Source organism: Clostridium sp. 001, from assembly GCF_019056555.1.
Lineage (GTDB): Bacteria > Bacillota > Clostridia > Clostridiales > Clostridiaceae > Clostridium_B > Clostridium_B ragsdalei.
The window spans coordinates 59,588-80,115 of record NZ_CP020473.1 but is presented as its reverse complement, the minus strand read 5'-3'; the positions used below and the strand labels follow the sequence as shown (position 1 = coordinate 80,115).

The window sequence follows — 20,528 nt, the reverse complement described above, 5'->3', positions numbered from 1 at the left end:
AAGGTACTTGCTTTTTTAGTAGCATTTGTCTTATTATGAAAGTGATATATTTTCAGGTAAAATATTGAAATAATTAATTATCTGTGATATTATATGAGTATAGCAATGAATTCAAATCATTTTATAATTACTTGAAGCCTTAAAAATATATAATACAGCATAATTTATCAACAAATGGTATACCGAATACCATACACTACTTTTCATAGTAATAAATATTATAATTAATATTTTTATAATTAATATTTATCCAATAACTATCTGTTCCAATATTCCCATCGCGTATTGCAAACTTGTAATAATTTTAAATCTTAAACAATATATATAATATATCATTAAAATTTTTTTACTCAAAGTTGGTATACCGTATACCAATATTAAGAATACAAAAACACTAAAACTCAACTTTATTTAATTAAGTTTTTAAAAACTTTACTAGACGTTCCTCTGCACAATTTTAAATTGTGTAAAGAATATAATTTTACTCATCCAAAAGGTATTTTGTTTTCGGATGAAATCGATGCCATAAGTCTTCATTCATAGCACTTAAAAAAGCACTTAAAACAGAATTAAAGATCAAGATAAATCAGGAGATCTTTAATCAAGCCATTGCTGAGGTAAACCATAAAAAGAAATTTGAGGAGGTGATTGCCCCCAAATAGCAGCTTTACAGCTGTGTACATTACCAAGTATTAAATTATTAAAAGAAGAAGGTGGAGAATAGTGACAAATAAAAATTTGTTTGCCGAACCAGATTTAAAGCAAATCACAGTTTGGGGAAGAGGAGTATATGAAAACAAAGAAGCTCGAGATGTAGTTGTTTCTCTAACTGAAGCTGCTGCACTAGAAGGTAAGTGTGTTCAAGCCTGGGAAAATTATGTTGATCTTCCTGACCGTATCTATGTTCCAGTAAGGGCCTATGGTAAAATTAGCCCTAAACCAATCGAATCCAAATATGTCTATGAAAATGAGACTCCAGATATTGTTGCACTTACAGAAGAAACTCTTGTTAAGGGGATTGACATTTTAGCTGGAATTAGACCTGGAGCTGTTCTTGTAATTAATACTAAGAGGGCACCTGAGTACTTGTTCAAATTTATTAAAAAAAATACGCAAAACCTTTCTAAGATTATAACAATAGATGCCAATAAATTGTCAAAATCCATTATTACACTTTCAGGTGCAGAAGGTGCAACAGATGCATCCGGTATTGGTAAAGGTATGGGTGCAGCATTAGCTGCTGCTATTGTTAAAGGTACCGGAATTGTACAAATGGATGATTTATTAAAAATTGTTGTAAATAAGAGTGCTGCTAAAAAAGCTTATGACCAAGCTGTTGTCGTAGATGCGAATACTTTATAAAACATTAAAATATTGAGGAGGTGCTGTAAAATGGCTGTACCATATGAAAAGATTCCTTTTGCAGGAACTGTTAAATCACCACAAAAAGAAAATGAAGGAATGATCACCGGAAATTGGCGTACAAGGAGACCAATATTAGATGCTGAAAAATGTACAGAATGTCAGATTTGTTGGATTAGCTGCCCTGATTCATGTGTCAACCTTATGACTAAAGACAGTCCCATTAATTTTAATTTGAAATATTGCAAAGGTTGTGGATTATGTGCTGAGATGTGTCCGGTTGGAGCAATAAGCTTAGTTCCTGAACTGGATTTTGAAGATTAAGTTTATATTAAACAGGAGGTGAATTAAGATAATGAAAACTAATATAAAAAGAATGTCTGGTTGTGTTGCAACAGCTAACGCAGTTAAGTTAGCTAATGTTGATGTCATATGTTCCTATCCAATTCGTCCATATACTGGAATTATGTCAGAATTGGCACGAATGGTTGCAGATGGGGAATTAGATGCTGAATTTGTTCTTGGTGAAGGTGAACATGGACAGTTAAGTGTTGTCTATGGAGCTTCAGCTGCTGGTGCCCGTGCATTTACAGGTAGTTCAGGAGTAGGTGTAACTTATGCAATGGAAGTTTATTCTCCAATTTCAGGTGAAAGACTGCCACTGCAGATGGCAATTGCAGATCGTACATTAGATCCACCAGGAGATTTTGGTTCTGAACAGACAGATGCTATGTGCTGTCGTGACCAAGGATGGATTCAAGGATGGGCATCCACTCCTCAAGAAGCTTTGGATATGACTCTTATGTACTATCGTATAGGTGAAGATCCTAGAGTTCTTTTACCTCAATATGCTTGTCAAGATGGATATTTTGTATCTCACATACTTGGAGAAGTTGATGTACCATCACAGGAACAGGTTAATTCATTTTTACCACCATATAAAAATCACCATGTTTTAGATACAAGAAATCCTCAGATTCTTGGTGCACAAATGGAACCTGAAATGGGTCCTGGTACACAATACCAGCGCCATTTAGCTGTAGAAGGTACTTATAAAGTAATTGAAGAAGTTCATGATGAATTTGGTAAAACCTTTGGACGTAAATATGATCCATGGCTGGAAGAATATATGACCGACGATGCTGAAATAGTTATCTTTATGCAAGGTGGACATACTGAAACAGCAAAAAATGTTGCAATGCACCTTCGTAATCTTGGAGAAAAGGTTGGAGTAGTAAGACTGCGTACTTTACGTCCATTCCCAACAAAACAAGTAAGAGAATGTTTAAAAAGATTTAAAGTTGTAGGTGTAGTTGACAATTCAGTAAACTTTGGAATTTCATGTGGAGCAGGAGTTTTACTTACTGAAGCTAGAGCTGCTTTATACAATAATGATGAAAAAGTTAAAACAGTTGGATTTGTTGCAGGTTTAGGTGGATCAATGATTACCCATGATGAATTTTACAAGATGTTTAACATACTGAAAGAGGTAAATAAAACAGGTAAAATTGAAAAACAAAGCTATTGGGCACCATTTGAACTATAAATGAGGGGAGGAAAGTTAAATGTTAGAACAAATTAAGTCTATTAAACAAGCACCAGTGGAAGAATATTATGTTCCAGGTCACCGTACCTGTGCAGGCTGCGGTCCTGCTTTGCAATATAGATTAGTTGCTAAAGCTGCCGGTAAAAATACAATTTTCATCGGGCCTACTGGTTGTATGTATGTTGCAAATACAAGCTATGGTTGTGGTCCTTGGGCTGTTCCATGGATACATGCACAGATAACAAACGGTGGTGGAGTTGCATCTGGTATATCAGCCGCATTTAAAGCTATGATCAGAAAACATAAAACAGATGCAGAATATCCAAATATTATTGTTATGGCGGGTGATGGTGGTACATCTGATATTGGTATTCAATCTTTATCTGCAGCTTTTTATAGGGGACATAATATAGTATTTATCTGTTATGATAATGAATCTTACGCAAATACAGGAATACAAGCTTCTCCAACTACTCCTTATGGTGCATGGACTACATTTACACCAGCAGGGCCTGTAGTTCCAGAAGGTAGAAAACTTATGCCTAAAGATATTACAAAGATTATGGCACATGGACATCCAGAATTAAAATATTTAGCTACTGCCTCAGTAGGATATCCTGTGGATTTAATGAATAAAGTACGTAAAGCTTGCAATGCAGAAGGACCTGCTTTCCTTTACATTCATGCCCCATGTCCAAAAGGCTGGAGTTTCCCAGCAGAAAAGACAGTAAAAGTTGCCAAATTAGCAGTAGAAACAGGAATGGTACAGCTGTACGAACTTGTTGATGGAGAATACAAGCTTACTATAAAACCAGCTAAATACAAACCAGTTAGTGAATATATTAAATATCAGGGGAGATTTAGTCATCTGCAACCAGAGCATATCCAAAAGCTTCAACAATTTGCAAATCAACGTTTGAAGGAAGTTGGAGTAGAAAATACTATATCCCAAACAATAGAATAAGATTTTTCAAATTGAGGGTATACTATATGTCTTGATTTCGCAAGGTCTTCAACAGCACTCAATTGTTGTGTAACCCCGGGCCAATATAAGGGATCCGGGGTTATTTAACTAAGTAAACATATTTAATGTTAACATATGTATTATTTTGCATTAAATATAATTAAATATATATTTAAAGGGGGAGAAATGTATGTCTGATTTTAACAAAACTGAGTTTATGGCTAAAAATCAAAATGCATATGGGTCAATTTTAGGTAACCGTTGGGTTCAATTGATTTCTGCTTGTTTAGCTATGGTAATGATTGCCAATCTTCAATATGCATGGACTTTGTTTACTACTCCGTTAGTTAAGTCACTGCACTCGTCTCTAGTTGCTGTTCAGTACGCTTTTACTTTGTTTATAATGTTTGAAACCTTTGTTCAACCAATAGGTGGATTATTGCTTGATAAGTTTGGCACAAAACTGATGTTTGGTCTTGCAGGTATACTGATTGGTGGCGGATGGACTATGCTTGGTCAAGCAACTTCTGTTGCTAGTTTGTATTTCTTCTATGCTATGGCAGGTGTTGGAGCTGCAATTATTTATGGTGGATCTGTTAGTGTTGCAGTTCGTTGGTTCCCAGATAAACGAGGCCTTGCATCAGGTTTAATAGCAGGAGCTTTCGGAATAGGATCAATGCCTTTTGTTCCTGTAATTCAGAAAGTTTTAGATGCTAGTGGTGTTGCACAAGCTTTTGGTTTTACAGGTATACTTCAAGGTGTTATCGTTGTAATTATTGCATTCATTTTACGCTATCCTGTTGGTTCAAAAATGCCTAGCCAAAAAGCGAAGGCTGCTAAAGCAGATTCATCAAAAATTGGATTTAGCCCTAGTGAAGTGTTAAAAACTCCACATTTCTGGCTTATATGGACAATGTTCTTATCTATCAGTGTTGGTGGACTTATCATTACAGCAAATACAAAACCTTTTGGTAAACAATTAGGAATGGCTTCCTCAATTATTGTACTTGCAGTTATGATGAATAGCCTTGCAAATGGTGTAGGAAGAGTTTTTTGGGGATCAGTTTCAGATAAGTTAGGTCGTACAAGAACAATGTGTTTGTCCTTTGGTTTGAATGCAGTCTTCCTATTCTTGTTACCTATCTTAGGAAGCAAAAATAGTGTGTTGTATATAATTCTTTTGATGTGCGTAATGTTCACATGGGGTCAACTATTTAGTTTATTCCCATCATTAAATGCTGATATGTTTGGCTCAACTTATGCTGCTACTAACTACGGATTTATATATAGTGGTAAAGGATTTGCTTCTATTTTAGGTGGCGGTTTAGGAGCTACACTCGCTGCTCACTACAGTTGGTCTGTTGTATTTACAGTTGCAGCGTTGTTTTCACTTTATGCATGCATAATGTCTGTAATTTTACCTAAGATACCAAAGCCTACAAGGAAACAAATTAAAGATACAACTCCTATAGCTCCATAATATTTGGTATACAGCTACTAATCATTACATTTTAGCTAATTAAATTTCTCTCTAACAGAGGAAATATTTTGCCGAATACTTCCTCTGTTTCTTGTAGTATATCACAATATGGAAGTTATTACAATAGTATTTGGTATACCAAATACTATTGTAATATATAAATATTATATTAAATAGGAGGTAATTGACAATGTTGAAAAGGTTAGACGATAACAATTTTCAAGGCTTCATAGAGGATAGTTTTTACTCTGCAATAGGTTTTTATTGTCCTTCTACACAAAACCAGGATAAGATCATTGGCGTAATAGAACAGTTTTCGGAAACCCATGGCAACATAAGCTGTGGTATAATGGACATTACTGGACAAAACATACCCAATGAATACGGAATTGGTGAAGATGAAACTCCAATAGTCGTCGTGTTCAAACAGGGAAATCCTTTTAAAGCTATAACAGATCTTTCAATTAAAAACATTTCGGATGCAATTACACCACCAGGTAAAAACATAACTTTACAGTAAAAAGTATTTGAACCCAAATAAAAATAGGGGATACAAGTATATGTAAAAAGCACATTTGTATTCCCTAAAAAAGAATTAATCTTTATTATTTTTCTTCATTAATATTGCACGATTAATTATTGAATAGCCGTACTTTTTTCGTATACTATCAATGGCATTTTCTATTTTTTCAACTTTATCCGCATCTCTCATACATCTTTCTTCACGCTTAATTTCTTTCATATTAAAAATTGATATCTGCTGTATACTAATATCTCCACTAAATCCACTAAGACTTATCCCTAATAACCGTATTGGCAATTGTAGGTTCCAATTTTTCTCAAGAAGTTTAATTCCTGTAGAATAAATTTCCTTAACTAAATAAGTTGCAGGTACAGTTGTTTGCCGGGTAATAGTTTGAAAATTAGAATATTTGATGCTAATTTGTATTGTATGGCCTTTTTTTCCGTATTTACGGGCAGTCATTCCAACTTCGTCGGAAAGCTTCATCAAAATAATTTTTGCACGTTCCATGTCTAAAATATCTTCACCTAATGTAGTAGATTTGCTAATTGATTTTATATCTTTTTTAAAATGTTGTTTTATAGGAGAGGTATCTATGCCATTTGCAAGTTGGTGAATCTCAGCACCTATTTTGCCAAGCTTTTTTATAAGATACTGTCTACTAAAAAGTGCAAGATCACCAATAGTCTTAATTCCCATTCTTTGAAGTTTTTGAGCAGTTTGCTTACCAACTCCATACATAGATCCAATAGGGAGTGGCCATAGCTTTACTTTAATATCCTGCCTCCAAAGTTCTGTAATACCTGAAGGTTTTTTCATATCAGAAGCCATTTTTGATAAGAACTTATTTTGAGATATGCCTATAGAACATTTTAAATCTAGTTCATAGTTAATGTGCTTCATAATTCTTTTAGCTGACTCAAATGGCTTCCCAAAGATTCCTTCGCAGCCTGTCATATCAAGCCAGGCTTCATCAATACTATTTTGTTCAATAGAAGGAGTATACTGTGAAAGTATACTCATGACTTCTCTGGATTTTTGCTTATAAAATTGATGATCAGGGGGAATAACAACCATATCTGGGCAGAGCTTTAGAGCTTGGTGTAAAAGCATAGTTGTTTTAACTCCAAATCTTCGTGCTTCATAATTTGCAGTTAGAATAATACCTGACCGATTTTTAGGATCTCCAGCTACTGCAGCAGGCTTATTTATAATTTCAGGATGGCGAGTTGCCTCACAACTTATGAAAAAAGCATTCATATCTACAAGAAAAATAACTTTCTGCATATTTACACCTGTACTTTACCACTTTATATATTTACATAAAAATATCTAATACCTTCTATATATTCCTACTAACCTACCAATTATTTTACAATCATCCACTATAATAGGAGACATACTTTTGTTTTCAGGCTGTAATCTTATATGGTCTTTTTCTTTAAAAAACCTCTTTAAAGTAGCTTCATTGTCAATTAAAGCTGCTACTATGTCTCCGTTTTCAGCAAAATTAGTCTGTTCTATTATAGACATATCTCCATCTAATATACCTGCATCTATCATACTTTCTCCTTGTACTTTGAGTATAAATAACTGATTTTTATTTTTTACATACTCTATTGGAAGGGGAAATACATCTTCTATATTTTCTACTGCTAAAATAGGCATTCCTGCTGTTATAGTTCCTACAATAGGTATATCTATTAGTTCTTTTTTAGTGCTTTTAGAAATTGATTTTTCAACAATTTCTATAGTTCTAGATTTTGAGGCATCCCTTTTTATAAATCCCTTTTTCTCTAATTTTTCTAGATGACTATGAACAGTAGAAGTAGATTTTAAGCCTACACCTGCACATATTTCTCTAACAGAAGGGGGATATCCTTTCTCCCTAATTTGAGTCTTAATAAATTCATATATTTGAAACTGTCTATCTCGATTGTGTTCTGTCATTAAAAACACCCCTCTAATTTACTTATGTGAATTATATCATATAAGTTGACAAATATCAAACTTATGTTCTATACTGATTTTATTAATATACATATTTATATAAAATTTAAAGGAGTACTATGTATGAATAGAGAATACTGCATATTTGATGAAAAAAAGCCCTGTAATAATTGCGGCGAATGTGAAGTCTGCGATTTAGATTCAAACAAGAAGTGTGACAACTGCGGCAAATGCCTTGAAATGGAAGGGTACGATATGAAGGCCATAAAAATTGACCAAATTATAGATGATAAAGAGGAAGTAAAAGAGTATCAGAAGGAAGAGTTAGAAAACAGCACAGAAAATAATGATGACTCTCATTCTCAATTAGATGATGATGAAAATTCACAATCAGATCTAAAAGACGACGAAATCAATGTTCAATTCATTGATGACATAGATGGATTAAAGGAAATTCTAGAAGACGGGGAAAAATATAAAGACATAACTCACGAAGACTATCCTGGCCTTATAAGAATCAAAAAGAAAAAAGAAACTAAGTAAAAAGTACGTCTGTTCTTTGAAAAAGTAGGGAACAGACGTACTTTTTTATTCTTCTTCATTGCTTAAAGGATTTGAATTCACTGCTTCTCTCAATTGTTCATCATCTACATGAGTATAAATTTGAGTAGTAGATACATTTTCGTGGCCCAATATTTTTTGAAGGCTTCTAATATCTACATTTCCGTATTTATACATAAGAGTTGCAGCCGTGTGTCTCAATTTATGCGGTGTATATTTGTTACTGTCAAGTCCTGCATTTTTTAAATATTTCTTGAGCATCATTTCTACAGATCTTTTATTTATCCTGGTATGATTTTTACTTAGAAAAAGGGCATCCTTTTCTCTTATTTTATCATAATCCTTATTTCTAATTTCAAGATAATTATTTAAAGCCATTAAGCAAGCTTTGTTTAAATATATAGTTCTTTCCTTATTTCCTTTTCCAACTACAGTTAATGTGTCTTCTTTAATCTTTGATATATTTATGCTGCAGAGTTCTGAAAGTCTCATACCACAGTTTAGAAAAAAGGTAATAATACAATAATCTCTTTCTTTAAATTTACCATCTATAGAGTTTAAAAGAGTTTTGCTTTCCTTTAAACTTAAATAAATAGGGTTCCTCTTATCTATTTTAGGAGATTCCAGTTCTAGAGCTGGATTTGCGTCTATTAGTTTAGCTTTGCTAAATAGGTACTTAAAAAATGATTTTAAGCAGGCTACTTTTCTAGCTCTGGCATAATTACCATTATTTCTATAGTTTTCGGCAAAAGATATAAACGCATATAAATCGCTTAAAGTTATTTTACGTATAAAATCCGTATTTATATCACTTATATCTATATTTTCAAATTCATAATTTTCCTTAACAATTCCTCTGTAAATTTTTAAAAATCTAAAAAACATGGTCAAATCAACTTGATATCCATCCTGTGTATTTTTTGATTTACCTCGAATAGTTCCAAGGTAATTTAAAAAGTCATTCAGACATTGTGGAAGCTTAGAATTATAAATATTGCTCAAATTATACTGCATACGGCCATTCCCCTCTCTAAAATTAAGTACAACTTCGCTAAATGGTTATTTAACGAAGTTAATATTCTATAAAACTAAGTCAAAATCCTCCTTATATGCCCTTATATTGTATGAATAATTTGTTAATTATATTTTATTCTTATATTTTATGATGATTAATGTCACAAGTTTTCTTTAAATTACGTGCTATTTCATGCTGCATGCTTTCTATGTATTAATTTGTAAAAATATATCCTATGCATTAAATTTATATTTCAATTGATAATATTCTCAATTTATATTTCAAATTTTGAAAAAGAATATTTCAAATTAAAATAATTCATTTTTTATTTAGGAATGTATGTATCTTATTGTATGAAAAATTAAATTTTTATCAAATTGAAATATTTCCACAATATGGGCATAACTTTGTGGATTCATTTTTCTACTTTATTCTTTCCTATTTATTGCCATTAATCTTTCTGCGTAATATTTGCAGAATTATGATTTATTTTCAGATATTATATTCCCTCTTATCTATAAAATTAGAAAATAGAAATACTCTCAACTTGTATTTTATAGTCGAAAACTTTTTTAAAAATATTTTTTTCAGTACAATCCGCATATTAATCAAGTGATTCTTAGACTCAGCTGGAAGATTAGAGTGTTGCGGATGGTAGCCATCGGATAACTTACAAAATAGCCTTTTTATAAGTTCATCTTTTAATTTACATAATATTTATTCCGCAAAGTAAAAAAATAATATTTTATAAGAATTGAATAAATTAAAGGAATTATGGCAAAATATACAAATGTAAATATTTAATCATAAAAGATTGGAGGAATCGCTGCTTATAAATTTCTATTTACTACTCCCCTATTAAAAGCAGCAACTTATATATGAAACTAGGTATTCCTAAAGGATTATTGTATTGTAAATATCACACTTTTATAGAAACGTTCTTTAAAGAACTTGGAGCTGAAATAGTAACATCCCAAGATACAGATAAATATATACTTAACCTTGGAACAAAATATTGTGTAGACGAAGCATGCCTCCCAATAAAAATATTTCATGGTCATGTAGCTTCAATAAAGGATAAATGTGACATCATGCTTATTCCTAGAATAATGCAAATACAAAAAAGAGAATTTATATGTCCAAAATTTTGTGGTCTTCCAGAAATGATAATAAATGACATTCCCAATATGCCCCTATCGTTAAACTACCCTATATATGCTTTTTCTAAGGTAAAACGTAGAAACTGGTTATTAAAATCTGGCTTGATATTTACTAAAAACATTTTTAAAATAAATGCTGCCTATAAAAAAGCTTTAAGTGCCCAAGAGAATCATAAGTTATTACTAGATACCAGTGGTTTTCCTATAAAAACTGCATTAGTAAGTCACCCTTACAACTTATATGACACTTTTATCAATATGAATATAGTAAAAAAATTAAACAAACTTGGTATGGGCATAGTTACAGAGGAAAGTATAAATGAAAGCATAATAAACAGTGAGGTAGACCATCTATTTAAAAAACCATTTTGGCATTTTGCTAGAAATTCTTATGGTTTTTCCATTTATGCAGCAGAAAATAAAAAAGTAGATGGCATAATATACATCTCTTCTTTTGCCTGTGGAATAGATTCCGTAGTAATTGAACTTATTAAAAATAGGTTAAAAGATTTTCCTATGCTCATATTAAAAATAGATGAACAAACTGGAGAAGCAGGCTTTAATACTAGATTAGAAGCCTTTTCAGATATGCTTAAAAGGAGGTGTGCAAATTTATGAAAGTAACCTTCCCCCACCTTGGCAATACCTGTTTTGCAGTAAAGGCTGTATTTGATGGACTTGGAGTTGATTATATAATTCCACCATTGAGCAACAGGAAAGCCTTAGAAATTGGATCATTTTATTCTCCAGAGGAAATGTGCCTTCCTTTTAAAATAATGATAGGAAATTATATAGAAAGTATAAAACAAGGTGCAGATACAATATTAATAGTTGGAAGCTGCGGTCCCTGCAGATTTGGAGAATATTGCGAACTCCAAATGAATCTATTGAAAAAATTAGGCTATAACTTAAATTTTATAGTTCTAGATTATCCAAAAGATATAGGATTGAAAGAACTTATGAGAAGACTGCTTTCTATTGGATCAGTTAGCAAGAAAAATGCCATAGAAAAGTTAAAAGTAGTACATCAAGGACTTAAAATAATAAACCTAATGGATAATATAGATAAAAAGGTAAAGTTATTATCAGGTTATGAAATAAAAAAAGGACAATGCAAAAATATATTAAAAGATTGCAAATTAAAAGCTTTTAAAACTACTTCACCAGAAGAAATGATATTTACTATAAAAAAACATATGGAACAGTTAAGCAAAGTACCAATCTCTAAAAATAAAAAGCCTTTAAAAATTGCTATAATCGGTGAAATATATACTATAATAGAACCTTTCTCAAATCTTTTTATAGAAGAAAAGCTTATGAATTATGGGGTATCTACAGCTAGATATCTTTCTCCAAGTTGGTGGATTAAAGACATGGCTCTATCTCCATTAAAGTTGAATTCACTTAGTTTGAGAAGGAATTCTAAAAAATATTTGCCTTATTATATAGGTGGTCATGCAAGGGAATGTATAGGAGAAGCTGTTTTAGCAGATAAAAACGGGTTTGATGGTGCTATACAGATTTTCCCTATGGGATGTATGCCTGAAATTGTATCAAAATCCATACTTCCAACTATATCAAAGGATAGAAATTTCCCTATACTTACATTAATAGTAGATGAAATGACCGGTGAAGCTGGATATATAACAAGAATAGAAGCATTTTTAGATTTACTTGAAAGGAGAAAAAAAAATGTATTATATGGGAGTTGACGTAGGCTCAGTTAGCACAGATATTGTAATAGTTGATGAAAATATGAACTTACTTGAATCACTTTATTTGAGGACAAAAGGAAGGCCTATAAGTGCAATTCAAGAAGGATTTAAATTACTGAAAAATAAATATAGAGACACGGACATAAGTGCAGTTGGAACCACTGGAAGTGGAAGACAAATTGCTGCTTCTATTATAGGTGCTGATATAATTAAAAACGAAATAACTTCTCATGCCGTTGCTGCCTTAAACCTAGATAAAGATGTTAAAACCATAATAGAAATAGGCGGTCAGGATTCTAAAATAATACTTTTGCAAAATGGCATTGTGCTAGATTTTGCAATGAATACAGTATGTGCAGCAGGAACAGGTTCCTTTCTAGACCGTCAAGCTGAAAGATTAGATATCCCTATTGAACAATTTGGAGAATATGCTTTAAAGTCTACTTCTCCTGTAAGAATAGCAGGGAGATGTGCCGTATTTGCTGAATCAGATATGATACACAAACAACAATTAGGTTATAGTAACTCTGATATAATAAAAGGCCTTTGCAATGCTCTTGTAAGAAATTATTTAACTAATGTGGCCAAAGGCAAAGATATAAAATCCAAAATATTTTTTCAAGGAGGAGTTGCTGCAAATATAGGAATGAAGACTGCTTTTGAAGAAATACTGAATAAAGAAGTAGTAATACCTCAAAATTTTAAAGTAATGGGTGCCATTGGTGCAGCTATTTTAGCAAAGGAAACCTTGGGAAAAGGTAATAAAATCACTAACTTTAATGGATTTAATTTAGCAAATGCTAGTTTTACATCTAAAAGCTTTGAGTGTGGAGGATGCCCTAATAGATGTGAAGTTGTAAAAATATCGGGTACCAAAAAAATTATAGGTTTTTTTGGTGGAAGATGTGAAAAATGGAATAAAACTATTTCTGCATAAATGCAGAAATAGTTTTATTCCATAAAATAAGGCATTTGAAAGAAAATAACAAGTTAAAGATACGACGAATATTTTTTATCCGATGACTACCCACTCTAATACTTACACTTTTCCAAGTGTGAGCAAAGAGTGGCTATGTCCCTGGATAACAATTTCTAAGCATCAGATGAAGTTTTAAACTTCATCTGATGCTTAGAAATTTGTTTATCAGACCCGCAGATAGTGAATCCTATCTAAGGGTTCTACCAACGCAGTATGATAAAAAATAAGCTAGCATACTGACTAGTTATTTCTTTGAAAATGCCTAAGTATATGAAAATTAATTCCACATATCTTTAGTTATATATTCCATATGTTTTTTCCTATTTTGAGTTTCTTCTAGATCTATAGTTATTTCATCTCCATATACATCAAGTACATATCCCTCTTTTGCCTCAATGGGTAAATTTATTCGTTTTATATCCATCATAGTTTTATCTTCTTTTTCACAAACGGCATAAGGTCCCTCAAACCTATCTATTATAACTTTCATAAAAATAATCCCCCATTTCATAGTATTATGCATTACCATTATATTACTATTATACTACCTATTTTTTAACTTTAAAGTGTTTATTTTAAAAATTTTTAGTTGCCTTTTCCTGTATTTTTCTAACAATGACCGCAGAAATTTTGCCTGGCAATAGCTTACAAAATAAAACAGCTATTTTATTAAAAAATCCTGGTATTATAATAGATTTATTTTTCATAAATCCTATATAAGCTATCTCAGCAGTTTTTTCAGCACTCATAGCAGTTTTTATATCTTTTTTACCTGCATTTTTAGAAAATCCAGTTTTAGTAGCTCCCGGGCACAGAGTACATACTTTTATGCCATATGGCTTTAGCTCATTTTCAAGGGCTTGAGAAAAGGATAGTACATATGCTTTAGAGGCATAATATACTGCAGTATAAGGTCCTGGTTCATAAGAACCCGTAGATGCCACATTTAATATACTCCCCTTTTTTAACTTTATCATCTCTTTTGAAAATAATTTCGTTAAATAAGTAATAGCTTCAATGTTTAACCCTATCATTTCTTCATCTTTGTCTATATCAATTTCATGAAAAAGTCCACAGTAACCTGTACCTGCATTATTAACAAGAGTAGTTACCCTTATGCCTAGTTGTTGTACTTTCAAAAATAGATCTTTTACAGATTCTTTTTTTGAAAGATCTTCTTTTATTATATGTACATTAATATTATACTCAACTTTCGCACATAAAAATTAAGGGGAAAGCCTTGAGAATAAACACATAAAGCAAAGAAACATTCCTTTTGGTATAATAGAATTGCAAAAAACACCACACCAAGGAAAGGAATGTTTCTTATGAATACTATTATATCAAATGATACTAATGATAAACAATTTAATTTTACTATAAATAGATTTTTTAAAGACAACAAAATTGGACATATACTTAAGCAATGCAATTTTTCTAAAGAAAAAGGATTTCCATGTATTAAAATATTTCAATATATTTTTATGCTTGTTTTTACTGGAAAAAACTTATTTAGGAACTTGGAGTCTGGAAAAAATAATCAATTTTCAAAGGATACTGTATATAGATTTCTTAATTCACCAAACTTTAATTGGAGAAAGTTTTTGTTTTTACTTTCTTCATTAATCATAAAAAATATTATCGTACCACTTACTTCAAAAGATAGAGTTAATGTACTTGTAATTGATGATTCTTTATACAGTAGGTGCAGGAGCAAATCTGTTGAACTTCTTGCAAGAGTTCATGACCATGTTGAACATAAATATGTTAAAGGCTTTCGCCTTCTCACCCTTGGTTGGTCAGATGGCAATACTTTTTTACCTCTTGCTTTCACTCTGCTTTCTTCCGAAAAGGAGAAAAACAGACTTTGTCCTGAAAACCACAATATTGATAAAAGAACCAATGGTTCTAAGCTCCGTAAGGAGGCTGTTTTAAAGTCACCTGAGGTTATGATTAGTTTACTTCAACAAGTTTCAAAATATGCTATTCCTGCATCGTACGTTCTTTTTGACAGTTGGTTTACGTACCCAAAAACTCTTATACGGATTCTAGAACTCAAACTTAATACTATTGCCATGGTCAAAGCAATGCCAAGGGTTTACTACAATTATAACGGTAAGTTATTGAACCTTAAAAATCTCTATGCTAATTTAAGAAAAAAGCGTGGTAAGGCAAAAATTCTTTCTTCTGTTATTGTAGGTATTGGCTCTGACAAAAATGGTAATGAGGTAAAAGCAAAAATTGTATTTGTAAGAGATAGAAACAGAAGTAGAAAATGGCTTGCTTTAATTTCTACCAATATATCCTTAGATGACAATGAGATAATAAGAATTTACGGAAAACGCTGGGATATAGAGGTTTTCTTTAAAATGAACAAGTCTTTTCTAAAACTTGCTAAAGAGTTTCAGGGGCGTTCTTATGATTCCATGGTTTCACATACTTCTATAGTTTTTACCAGATACATTATGCTTACTTTAGAAAGCCGTAAGAATAATGATGTTAGAACTATTGGTGGATTTTTTTATCAGTGCTGTGATGAACTTCAAGATATCCAATTTTGTGAAGTAATGAATCTTATTGTAGATATTTTAAAAAATGTATTAACTGAAAAACTTCTTCTTTCAAAGGACGTTATTGACTCAATAATAGATAGTTTTATTGCTGCTTTACCTTGTTACATCAAGGAGAAATTAGTCTTTTTGTCCTGCGAAAGTTGAGTATTATATTTTTTTATTAAATTTTTTGCTATTTCTACTAATTTGTTTTCACTTCTAGCTACAAGTATTAAATTATACCCATCCTTAGAAAATAGTTTTGCAAGCTCAAGTCCTATTCCGTTTGAAGCTCCTGTAATTAGAACAGTCTTTTCATTAGTTAAAGTCATAATAAATCTCCATTGTATTTATTGCTAGTTTATATTTTTCATTTTAAGTAGTTTTGTTTCTATTTGCAACTGGTGTTTGTTATAGGGTTTCTAAGTGATAATTTAACTTATACTAGGAAACTTCTAGCATAAGCTAATGAATGAATCTTAGCAAAATTAGAATTAAGTTCGTCAAAAAGAATTTTAATATCTGATACTAATTCCCATATACAACTTCTAGCAGATGGTTTAAACAACTTTGCTTTTAGGTTTCTCCACATATTTTCTTGAGGGTTCATATATGGGGAATACCTTGGTAGAAGTACTACCTTCAATTTATCTTTGTTATCATAGTAAAAGCTTTGCATTAGCTTACTTGTATGGGTTTTAGCATTATCCATAAATATTACAATTTTTTTATTAGGATTAAGTTCCATCAGATATTCTATATGCGACTTAATTTTTTCAGATGTTATAGATTCTTGGGAAGAATAAACATCATTGACAGTATGAAAATTATTTAAAATTGAAGTAGACCCTACAATATTTACCCCTTTATGCGAAGCATTCTTCTCTAGTATAGGGGGATTACCTACAGGGCTCCAAGATGAATAGTTGTCCGACTCTATGCTGATACCAGTCTCATCTAATGCATATACAATAGTATCAGATGAAGACTCTAAAGTATCTAGCAGTTTTGGCATTTTTTTTAAAAGCTTCTTGTTCATCTTTATCAGCTTTTGTAGGTTTATGTTGAGATCTTTTATAAGATATATTATGAGATATTAAAATGGATCTGATAGTTTCATTACAAACTTTTACTCCATATGTTTTTTCAACATATAGAGCTAAAAGCGCTAAAGTCCAAGTATGACATGTAAAATCAAAATCTATAGGGGATTTTTTTAGAACTACGTCTATAAGATCATCAACTATTTCTGGTTCTAATTTAGCTTCACTACCGCCACGATGATCTTTTATAGCTTTGATGCCAACTTCGTTCCAATTTTTAATATGTTTAACTATAGATACTTTACTTAGACCTGTTTCTATCATAATATCTCTATTTGAGCATCCTCGATATCTCATAGTAACCACAGCTAATACTAATCTAGTAAATTTAGAATTCGTAGTGTTTTTTAGCTCAATTAAATCTTCAATTTTATAATCATACAGTGATTCTATTTCAAATGATTTTCTTCCCATAATTAAAACTCCTTTCTCCGTACATTTAGTATTTGGAGAAGAATTTTAATTATTCTGTATAAGTTAATATTTTAGTTAGAAACCCTATATTATTTTTAGTTTACTTTATTTTTTATTTACATAATATTTATTATTTTAACAATTTATATTACATTACATCTTTCTTTAAATAAAAGTCATAATTATCACATTAATTGATAATTATGACTTTTAAGTCTTCTCTTAATTATATTTTTGTTATTAACATTGTTTATACTGTGGTTCTTCTTGCTGTATGAACTTTTGTCTTCCTTGAAGTATTTGAAGAGCGTCATCCAAATTTGTTGCTATTTGGTGAAAATCTTTTTTAGCACTTTTGTCCTGTGTCTCCAGTTCAAATGTCTTCATAGTTGCAGCCGCACTTTGAATTCCTGCTATTGCTTGCTGCATTTGAGTTCCAACTGTCATTTATTATCACCTCCTTTAAATTATCCTTTAGGTTTAAATATTAAAGCCCCTATAAATCCAAAAATCACAGCAGCAGAAATACCAGCACTGGTAATCTCAAAAATTCCTGTTAGCACACCTATTATTCCATATTCATCTGCTTCCATCATGGCTCCTTTAACCAACGAATTTCCAAAACTACTTATTGGTACAGAAGCACCGGCACCAGCAAATTTTACTAAAGGATCATATAATCCTAGCCCTCCAAGGATAGCTCCTACTACTACAAGAGTAGTTGTTGTATGTGCCGGTGTGAGCTTAAATACGTCCATCATTATCTGACCTATTACACATATTCCTCCACCTACTAAAAATGCCCAAAGAAATTTTTCCATATGAATGCACCTCTTTTCTATGCTTCTATAGATACTGCATGAGCTACAGATGGTATACTTTCTTTTTGTTGATATGACATAGGTGACATAAGGGCTCCTGTTGCCACTACCAATATTTTATTTAACTTTTTTTTCTTCATTTCCTTAAAAAAATGTCCATAGGTTACTGTAGCAGAACATGCACATCCGCTGCCACCTGAAAATACAGGTTGATCTTTGTTATATATTAGCTTTCCACAGTCTTTAAATACTCCTTCTTGAAACTTAAATCCATCCTTTTTTAAAATTTCTTCTGCTATGTCATGGCCTATTTTCCCTAAATCTCCTGTGGCTATTATGTCATAATAAGAAGGATCTCTATTTAAATCTCTAAAATGAGCTTCTATTGTATCTACTGCCGCTGCTGCCATAGCAGCACCCATATTAAATGGATCAGAAATTCCCATGTCTACTACTTTACCTATAGTAGCTGATGTAACTTTAGGTCCAGTACCTTTTCCAACTACTGCAGCTCCTGCTCCTGTTACCGTCCATTGAGCTGTAGGTGGCTTCTGTCCTCCATACTCTGTAGGGTATCTAAACTGTTTTTCTGTAGCAGCATTATGGCTGGATGTTCCACAAAGAACGTATTCTGCTGCACCATTATCTATGAGCAACGACGATATAGCTAACCCTTCCATAGAACTTGAACAAGCTCCAAATATACCTAAATACGGTATGCTTAAAGTTCTAGCAGCAAAACTACTGATAACTATCTGATTCATAAGATCTCCACTTATGAAAAAATTTATACTTTCTTTTTTTACTTTTGCATTTTTTATAGCAATCTGACAAGCTTCCTCCAATAACTTTTTTTCAGATTTTTCAAAACTATCCTGACCAAGCCATATATCTTCATGAAGCAAGTCAAAATCTTTAGCTAAAGCACCTTTTGCTTCAAACGGTCCTCCTACTGCACCACATCCAAGTATAGTCGGTTTAGATTCAAATACCCATGATTGATGACCTTGAATCATTTACATCCCACCTAACCATTTAATAATTACTTTTATAGTACCAACTACAAAAGCAGAAAAAACTCCAAAAGTTATTACAGGACCTGCAATTTTAAACATATTTCCTCCTACACCAAGAACGAATCCTTCGCTTCTATGTTCTATAGCAGCAGATGCAATGGAATTTGCAAAACCAGTAACAGGAATAGATGTTCCTGCCCCAGCCCATTGTGCAATATGATCAAACACTCCAAACCCTGTAAGTAATACAGCAATTATTATTAAAACTGCAGATGTCGGATTACCAGCGTTGGCTTCTGTAAATTTAAAATACTTTATAAATATAATTTGAAGTCCCTGACCAAAAGCACAAATACTTCCGCCAACCAAAAATGCCTTCAGACTATTTTTAAGAACATTTCTTTTTATCTCTTTTGTTTTAGCCAAGTTTTGATACTCCTGTTGTACAGGAGTCAGCTTTTTATTTTTTTTATTAGACATTTTATCACCTTCTATTTCAATAAATAGGGTTTTAACTTTATTAATACATTCTTTAAAATATCAGAGTCCTTTTTATACATATCTTTTACCTTTTTATCCTGAGTTTCAAGTGCAAATGACATCAAATCTGCCTGAGCCTTTTCCAGATTGGCATAGAGAATTTTTCTAACATTTGATTGGGGAGTTTGAATTAAATCATCAAATAAATCTATGTAGAGCTCGCCTTTTGAATTAACCTGACCTATAAATACATTATCCAAAGATACACCTTTAGATTCTAACTGTACATCAAGCCATCCTTGATTTAGTCCTAAATTGCTCAAAGATTCATTTATTACATTTCCGTCCAATATTACAGTCTGCGGTGCTCCTTCTTGACATACTTCTATCTGAAGATCATTTGGGGTAAGTGGCCTTTTATCTGATTTCATCAGTATATTTATATCTCCTGTAGACTCCATCATGGCAAATTCCACATCTGCTAAATTAAATACATTTTTTGAGCGAAGTTCCCTTAATAAGTCTTCACCGCTGCATCCAATTTTACTTAAATTTTCTTCCATTACTTTTCCTTCTTTTACAACTACAACTCCTTCACCCTTTAGCAAATTGCATATAAACTTACTTTTCATAGAAGCATATTCTAAAATTAATGGGAGTAACATCCATACAGCTATAGCCAGAATACCAATTACCCAGTTATATATAACATTTGTACACGTTAGTGCTATTAAAACCGCTATTACACTATAGTTTATAAAATTAAAAGGGGTTATCCTCCTGGGATGCTTTTTCCCAACTATTGTTATAAAAAATAAGGTAACAAAAAATAGTACCGTAGATTTTAACAAAATTATAATCCAAATTTTCATATATTATTCCCCCAA

At 31.8% G+C, this 20,528-nt stretch carries 24 protein-coding genes; 11 read left to right on the top strand and 13 right to left on the bottom strand.

Annotated features, from left to right (window positions below; all coding sequences use genetic code 11):
* Window positions 1–723 precede the first annotated feature (723 nt).
* The 6 genes from B5S50_RS00420 to B5S50_RS00395 all read left to right on the top strand — a co-directional run bounded on the left by B5S50_RS00420 (window position 724) and on the right by B5S50_RS00395 (window position 5,872).
* A complete protein-coding gene (locus tag B5S50_RS00420) occupies window positions 724–1,362 on the top strand; it encodes an oxalate oxidoreductase subunit delta (protein ID WP_217302807.1) in 639 nt (212 codons plus the stop codon).
* Between the two features lie 30 nt (window positions 1,363–1,392).
* Window positions 1,393–1,686, top strand: coding sequence for a 4Fe-4S binding protein (locus tag B5S50_RS00415; protein WP_063599908.1), 294 nt, complete (start codon window positions 1,393–1,395; stop codon window positions 1,684–1,686).
* 31 nt (window positions 1,687–1,717) lie between these two features.
* Complete coding sequence (locus B5S50_RS00410) at window positions 1,718–2,908, top strand: oxalate oxidoreductase subunit alpha (protein WP_065079331.1); 1,191 nt, start codon at window positions 1,718–1,720, stop codon at window positions 2,906–2,908.
* A 19-nt stretch (window positions 2,909–2,927) separates the two neighbouring features.
* The gene (locus B5S50_RS00405) at window positions 2,928–3,872 is read left to right on the top strand and encodes an oxalate oxidoreductase subunit beta (RefSeq protein WP_063599910.1); all 945 of its coding nucleotides are present in this window, start codon (window positions 2,928–2,930) and stop codon (window positions 3,870–3,872) included.
* A gap of 190 nt (window positions 3,873–4,062) precedes the next feature.
* Complete coding sequence (gene oxlT, locus B5S50_RS00400; protein WP_254306651.1) at window positions 4,063–5,352, top strand: oxalate/formate MFS antiporter; 1,290 nt, start codon at window positions 4,063–4,065, stop codon at window positions 5,350–5,352.
* Window positions 5,353–5,542: 190 nt separating this feature from the next.
* Window positions 5,543–5,872, top strand: a complete 330-nt coding sequence (locus B5S50_RS00395; protein WP_217302806.1) for a hypothetical protein — start codon at window positions 5,543–5,545, stop codon at window positions 5,870–5,872.
* Between the two features lie 75 nt (window positions 5,873–5,947).
* Here B5S50_RS00395 and dinB read toward each other — a convergent pair whose 3' ends face one another.
* Both dinB and lexA read right to left on the bottom strand, forming a co-directional pair.
* Window positions 5,948–7,162 carry a DNA polymerase IV gene (dinB, locus tag B5S50_RS00390; protein ID WP_217302805.1) on the bottom strand — a complete coding sequence of 405 codons (1,215 nt, stop codon included), beginning with the start codon at window positions 7,160–7,162 and terminating at the stop codon, window positions 5,948–5,950.
* Window positions 7,163–7,207: 45 nt separating this feature from the next.
* The gene (gene lexA / locus B5S50_RS00385; protein WP_217302804.1) at window positions 7,208–7,825 is read right to left on the bottom strand and encodes a transcriptional repressor LexA; all 618 of its coding nucleotides are present in this window, start codon (window positions 7,823–7,825) and stop codon (window positions 7,208–7,210) included.
* A gap of 123 nt (window positions 7,826–7,948) precedes the next feature.
* On the opposite strand from lexA, the gene B5S50_RS00380 reads away from it, so the two are divergent.
* Window positions 7,949–8,368 (top strand): hypothetical protein, encoded by a 420-nt coding sequence (locus B5S50_RS00380; protein ID WP_217302803.1) that lies wholly within the window; start codon window positions 7,949–7,951, stop codon window positions 8,366–8,368.
* Window positions 8,369–8,413: 45 nt separating this feature from the next.
* On the opposite strand, the gene B5S50_RS00375 is transcribed toward B5S50_RS00380, so the two are convergent.
* Window positions 8,414–9,400 carry a tyrosine recombinase XerC gene (locus B5S50_RS00375; RefSeq protein ID WP_217302802.1) on the bottom strand — a complete coding sequence of 329 codons (987 nt, stop codon included), beginning with the start codon at window positions 9,398–9,400 and terminating at the stop codon, window positions 8,414–8,416.
* Window positions 9,401–10,279: 879 nt separating this feature from the next.
* Between B5S50_RS00375 and B5S50_RS00370 the strand changes: the two genes are divergently transcribed.
* The 3 genes from B5S50_RS00370 to B5S50_RS00360 are packed head-to-tail and all read left to right on the top strand — an operon-like array spanning window position 10,280 to window position 13,213.
* Window positions 10,280–11,179, top strand: coding sequence for an acyl-CoA dehydratase activase-related protein (locus tag B5S50_RS00370; RefSeq protein WP_065078199.1), 900 nt, complete (start codon window positions 10,280–10,282; stop codon window positions 11,177–11,179).
* The gene (locus tag B5S50_RS00365; RefSeq protein WP_065078200.1) at window positions 11,176–12,273 is read left to right on the top strand and encodes a 2-hydroxyglutaryl-CoA dehydratase; all 1,098 of its coding nucleotides are present in this window, start codon (window positions 11,176–11,178) and stop codon (window positions 12,271–12,273) included. The genes B5S50_RS00370 and B5S50_RS00365 overlap by 4 nt, the downstream gene beginning before the upstream one ends.
* Window positions 12,254–13,213 (top strand): acyl-CoA dehydratase activase, encoded by a 960-nt coding sequence (locus B5S50_RS00360; RefSeq protein ID WP_065078201.1) that lies wholly within the window; start codon window positions 12,254–12,256, stop codon window positions 13,211–13,213. Before B5S50_RS00365 ends, B5S50_RS00360 begins: the two co-directional genes overlap by 20 nt.
* A 319-nt stretch (window positions 13,214–13,532) precedes the next feature.
* Here B5S50_RS00360 and B5S50_RS00355 read toward each other — a convergent pair whose 3' ends face one another.
* Complete coding sequence (locus tag B5S50_RS00355) at window positions 13,533–13,745, bottom strand: DUF3006 domain-containing protein (RefSeq protein WP_065078202.1); 213 nt, start codon at window positions 13,743–13,745, stop codon at window positions 13,533–13,535.
* Window positions 13,746–13,830: 85 nt separating this feature from the next.
* Entirely contained in the window at window positions 13,831–14,454 is a 624-nt protein-coding gene (locus tag B5S50_RS00350; RefSeq protein ID WP_217303739.1) for an SDR family oxidoreductase, read from the bottom strand.
* A gap of 129 nt (window positions 14,455–14,583) precedes the next feature.
* Here B5S50_RS00350 and B5S50_RS00345 point away from each other — a divergent pair, with 129 nt between their 5' ends.
* A complete protein-coding gene (locus tag B5S50_RS00345; RefSeq protein ID WP_217301860.1) occupies window positions 14,584–15,972 on the top strand; it encodes a transposase in 1,389 nt (462 codons plus the stop codon).
* Here B5S50_RS00345 and B5S50_RS00340 read toward each other — a convergent pair.
* The 8 genes from B5S50_RS00340 to B5S50_RS00305 all read right to left on the bottom strand — a co-directional run bounded on the left by B5S50_RS00340 (window position 15,930) and on the right by B5S50_RS00305 (window position 20,513).
* A complete protein-coding gene (locus B5S50_RS00340) occupies window positions 15,930–16,139 on the bottom strand; it encodes an SDR family NAD(P)-dependent oxidoreductase (protein ID WP_302180676.1) in 210 nt (69 codons plus the stop codon). The two genes, B5S50_RS00345 and B5S50_RS00340, sit on opposite strands and share 43 nt — an antisense overlap.
* 107 nt (window positions 16,140–16,246) lie before the next feature.
* The gene (locus tag B5S50_RS00335; RefSeq protein WP_065079513.1) at window positions 16,247–16,822 is read right to left on the bottom strand and encodes a transposase; all 576 of its coding nucleotides are present in this window, start codon (window positions 16,820–16,822) and stop codon (window positions 16,247–16,249) included.
* A complete protein-coding gene (locus B5S50_RS00330) occupies window positions 16,785–17,324 on the bottom strand; it encodes a winged helix-turn-helix domain-containing protein (protein WP_217302786.1) in 540 nt (179 codons plus the stop codon). The genes B5S50_RS00335 and B5S50_RS00330 overlap by 38 nt, the downstream gene beginning before the upstream one ends.
* A gap of 240 nt (window positions 17,325–17,564) precedes the next feature.
* On the bottom strand, window positions 17,565–17,771 hold the full coding sequence (locus B5S50_RS00325; RefSeq protein WP_065078204.1) for a DUF1657 domain-containing protein: 207 nt from the start codon (window positions 17,769–17,771) through the stop codon (window positions 17,565–17,567).
* Window positions 17,772–17,791: 20 nt separating this feature from the next.
* Window positions 17,792–18,145 (bottom strand): stage V sporulation protein AE, encoded by a 354-nt coding sequence (gene spoVAE / locus B5S50_RS00320; RefSeq protein ID WP_065078205.1) that lies wholly within the window; start codon window positions 18,143–18,145, stop codon window positions 17,792–17,794.
* A 17-nt stretch (window positions 18,146–18,162) separates the two neighbouring features.
* Window positions 18,163–19,161, bottom strand: coding sequence for a stage V sporulation protein AD (gene spoVAD, locus B5S50_RS00315; protein WP_065078206.1), 999 nt, complete (start codon window positions 19,159–19,161; stop codon window positions 18,163–18,165).
* Window positions 19,162–19,641, bottom strand: coding sequence for a stage V sporulation protein AC (spoVAC, locus tag B5S50_RS00310; protein ID WP_065078207.1), 480 nt, complete (start codon window positions 19,639–19,641; stop codon window positions 19,162–19,164).
* A gap of 11 nt (window positions 19,642–19,652) precedes the next feature.
* Window positions 19,653–20,513, bottom strand: a complete 861-nt coding sequence (locus B5S50_RS00305) for a YetF domain-containing protein (RefSeq protein WP_065078208.1) — start codon at window positions 20,511–20,513, stop codon at window positions 19,653–19,655.
* Window positions 20,514–20,528 lie beyond the last annotated feature (15 nt).

Coding starts and splice junctions, on each gene's coding strand:
- B5S50_RS00415 (WP_063599908.1), top strand. CDS start 1,393: ATGGCTGTACCATATGAAAAGATTCCTTTTGCAGGAACTGTTAAATCA.
- B5S50_RS00410 (WP_065079331.1), top strand. CDS start 1,718: ATGAAAACTAATATAAAAAGAATGTCTGGTTGTGTTGCAACAGCTAAC.
- B5S50_RS00405 (WP_063599910.1), top strand. CDS start 2,928: ATGTTAGAACAAATTAAGTCTATTAAACAAGCACCAGTGGAAGAATAT.
- oxlT (WP_254306651.1), top strand. CDS start 4,063: ATGTCTGATTTTAACAAAACTGAGTTTATGGCTAAAAATCAAAATGCA.
- B5S50_RS00395 (WP_217302806.1), top strand. CDS start 5,543: ATGTTGAAAAGGTTAGACGATAACAATTTTCAAGGCTTCATAGAGGAT.
- dinB (WP_217302805.1), bottom strand. CDS start 7,162: ATGCAGAAAGTTATTTTTCTTGTAGATATGAATGCTTTTTTCATAAGT.
- lexA (WP_217302804.1), bottom strand. CDS start 7,825: ATGACAGAACACAATCGAGATAGACAGTTTCAAATATATGAATTTATT.
- B5S50_RS00380 (WP_217302803.1), top strand. CDS start 7,949: ATGAATAGAGAATACTGCATATTTGATGAAAAAAAGCCCTGTAATAAT.
- B5S50_RS00375 (WP_217302802.1), bottom strand. CDS start 9,400: ATGCAGTATAATTTGAGCAATATTTATAATTCTAAGCTTCCACAATGT.
- B5S50_RS00370 (WP_065078199.1), top strand. CDS start 10,280: ATGAAACTAGGTATTCCTAAAGGATTATTGTATTGTAAATATCACACT.
- B5S50_RS00365 (WP_065078200.1), top strand. CDS start 11,176: ATGAAAGTAACCTTCCCCCACCTTGGCAATACCTGTTTTGCAGTAAAG.
- B5S50_RS00360 (WP_065078201.1), top strand. CDS start 12,254: ATGTATTATATGGGAGTTGACGTAGGCTCAGTTAGCACAGATATTGTA.
- B5S50_RS00355 (WP_065078202.1), bottom strand. CDS start 13,745: ATGAAAGTTATAATAGATAGGTTTGAGGGACCTTATGCCGTTTGTGAA.
- B5S50_RS00345 (WP_217301860.1), top strand. CDS start 14,584: ATGAATACTATTATATCAAATGATACTAATGATAAACAATTTAATTTT.
- B5S50_RS00340 (WP_302180676.1), bottom strand. CDS start 16,139: ATGACTTTAACTAATGAAAAGACTGTTCTAATTACAGGAGCTTCAAAC.
- B5S50_RS00335 (WP_065079513.1), bottom strand. CDS start 16,822: ATGCCAAAACTGCTAGATACTTTAGAGTCTTCATCTGATACTATTGTA.
- B5S50_RS00330 (WP_217302786.1), bottom strand. CDS start 17,324: ATGGGAAGAAAATCATTTGAAATAGAATCACTGTATGATTATAAAATT.
- B5S50_RS00325 (WP_065078204.1), bottom strand. CDS start 17,771: ATGACAGTTGGAACTCAAATGCAGCAAGCAATAGCAGGAATTCAAAGT.
- spoVAE (WP_065078205.1), bottom strand. CDS start 18,145: ATGGAAAAATTTCTTTGGGCATTTTTAGTAGGTGGAGGAATATGTGTA.
- spoVAD (WP_065078206.1), bottom strand. CDS start 19,161: ATGATTCAAGGTCATCAATCATGGGTATTTGAATCTAAACCGACTATA.
- spoVAC (WP_065078207.1), bottom strand. CDS start 19,641: ATGTCTAATAAAAAAAATAAAAAGCTGACTCCTGTACAACAGGAGTAT.
- B5S50_RS00305 (WP_065078208.1), bottom strand. CDS start 20,513: ATGAAAATTTGGATTATAATTTTGTTAAAATCTACGGTACTATTTTTT.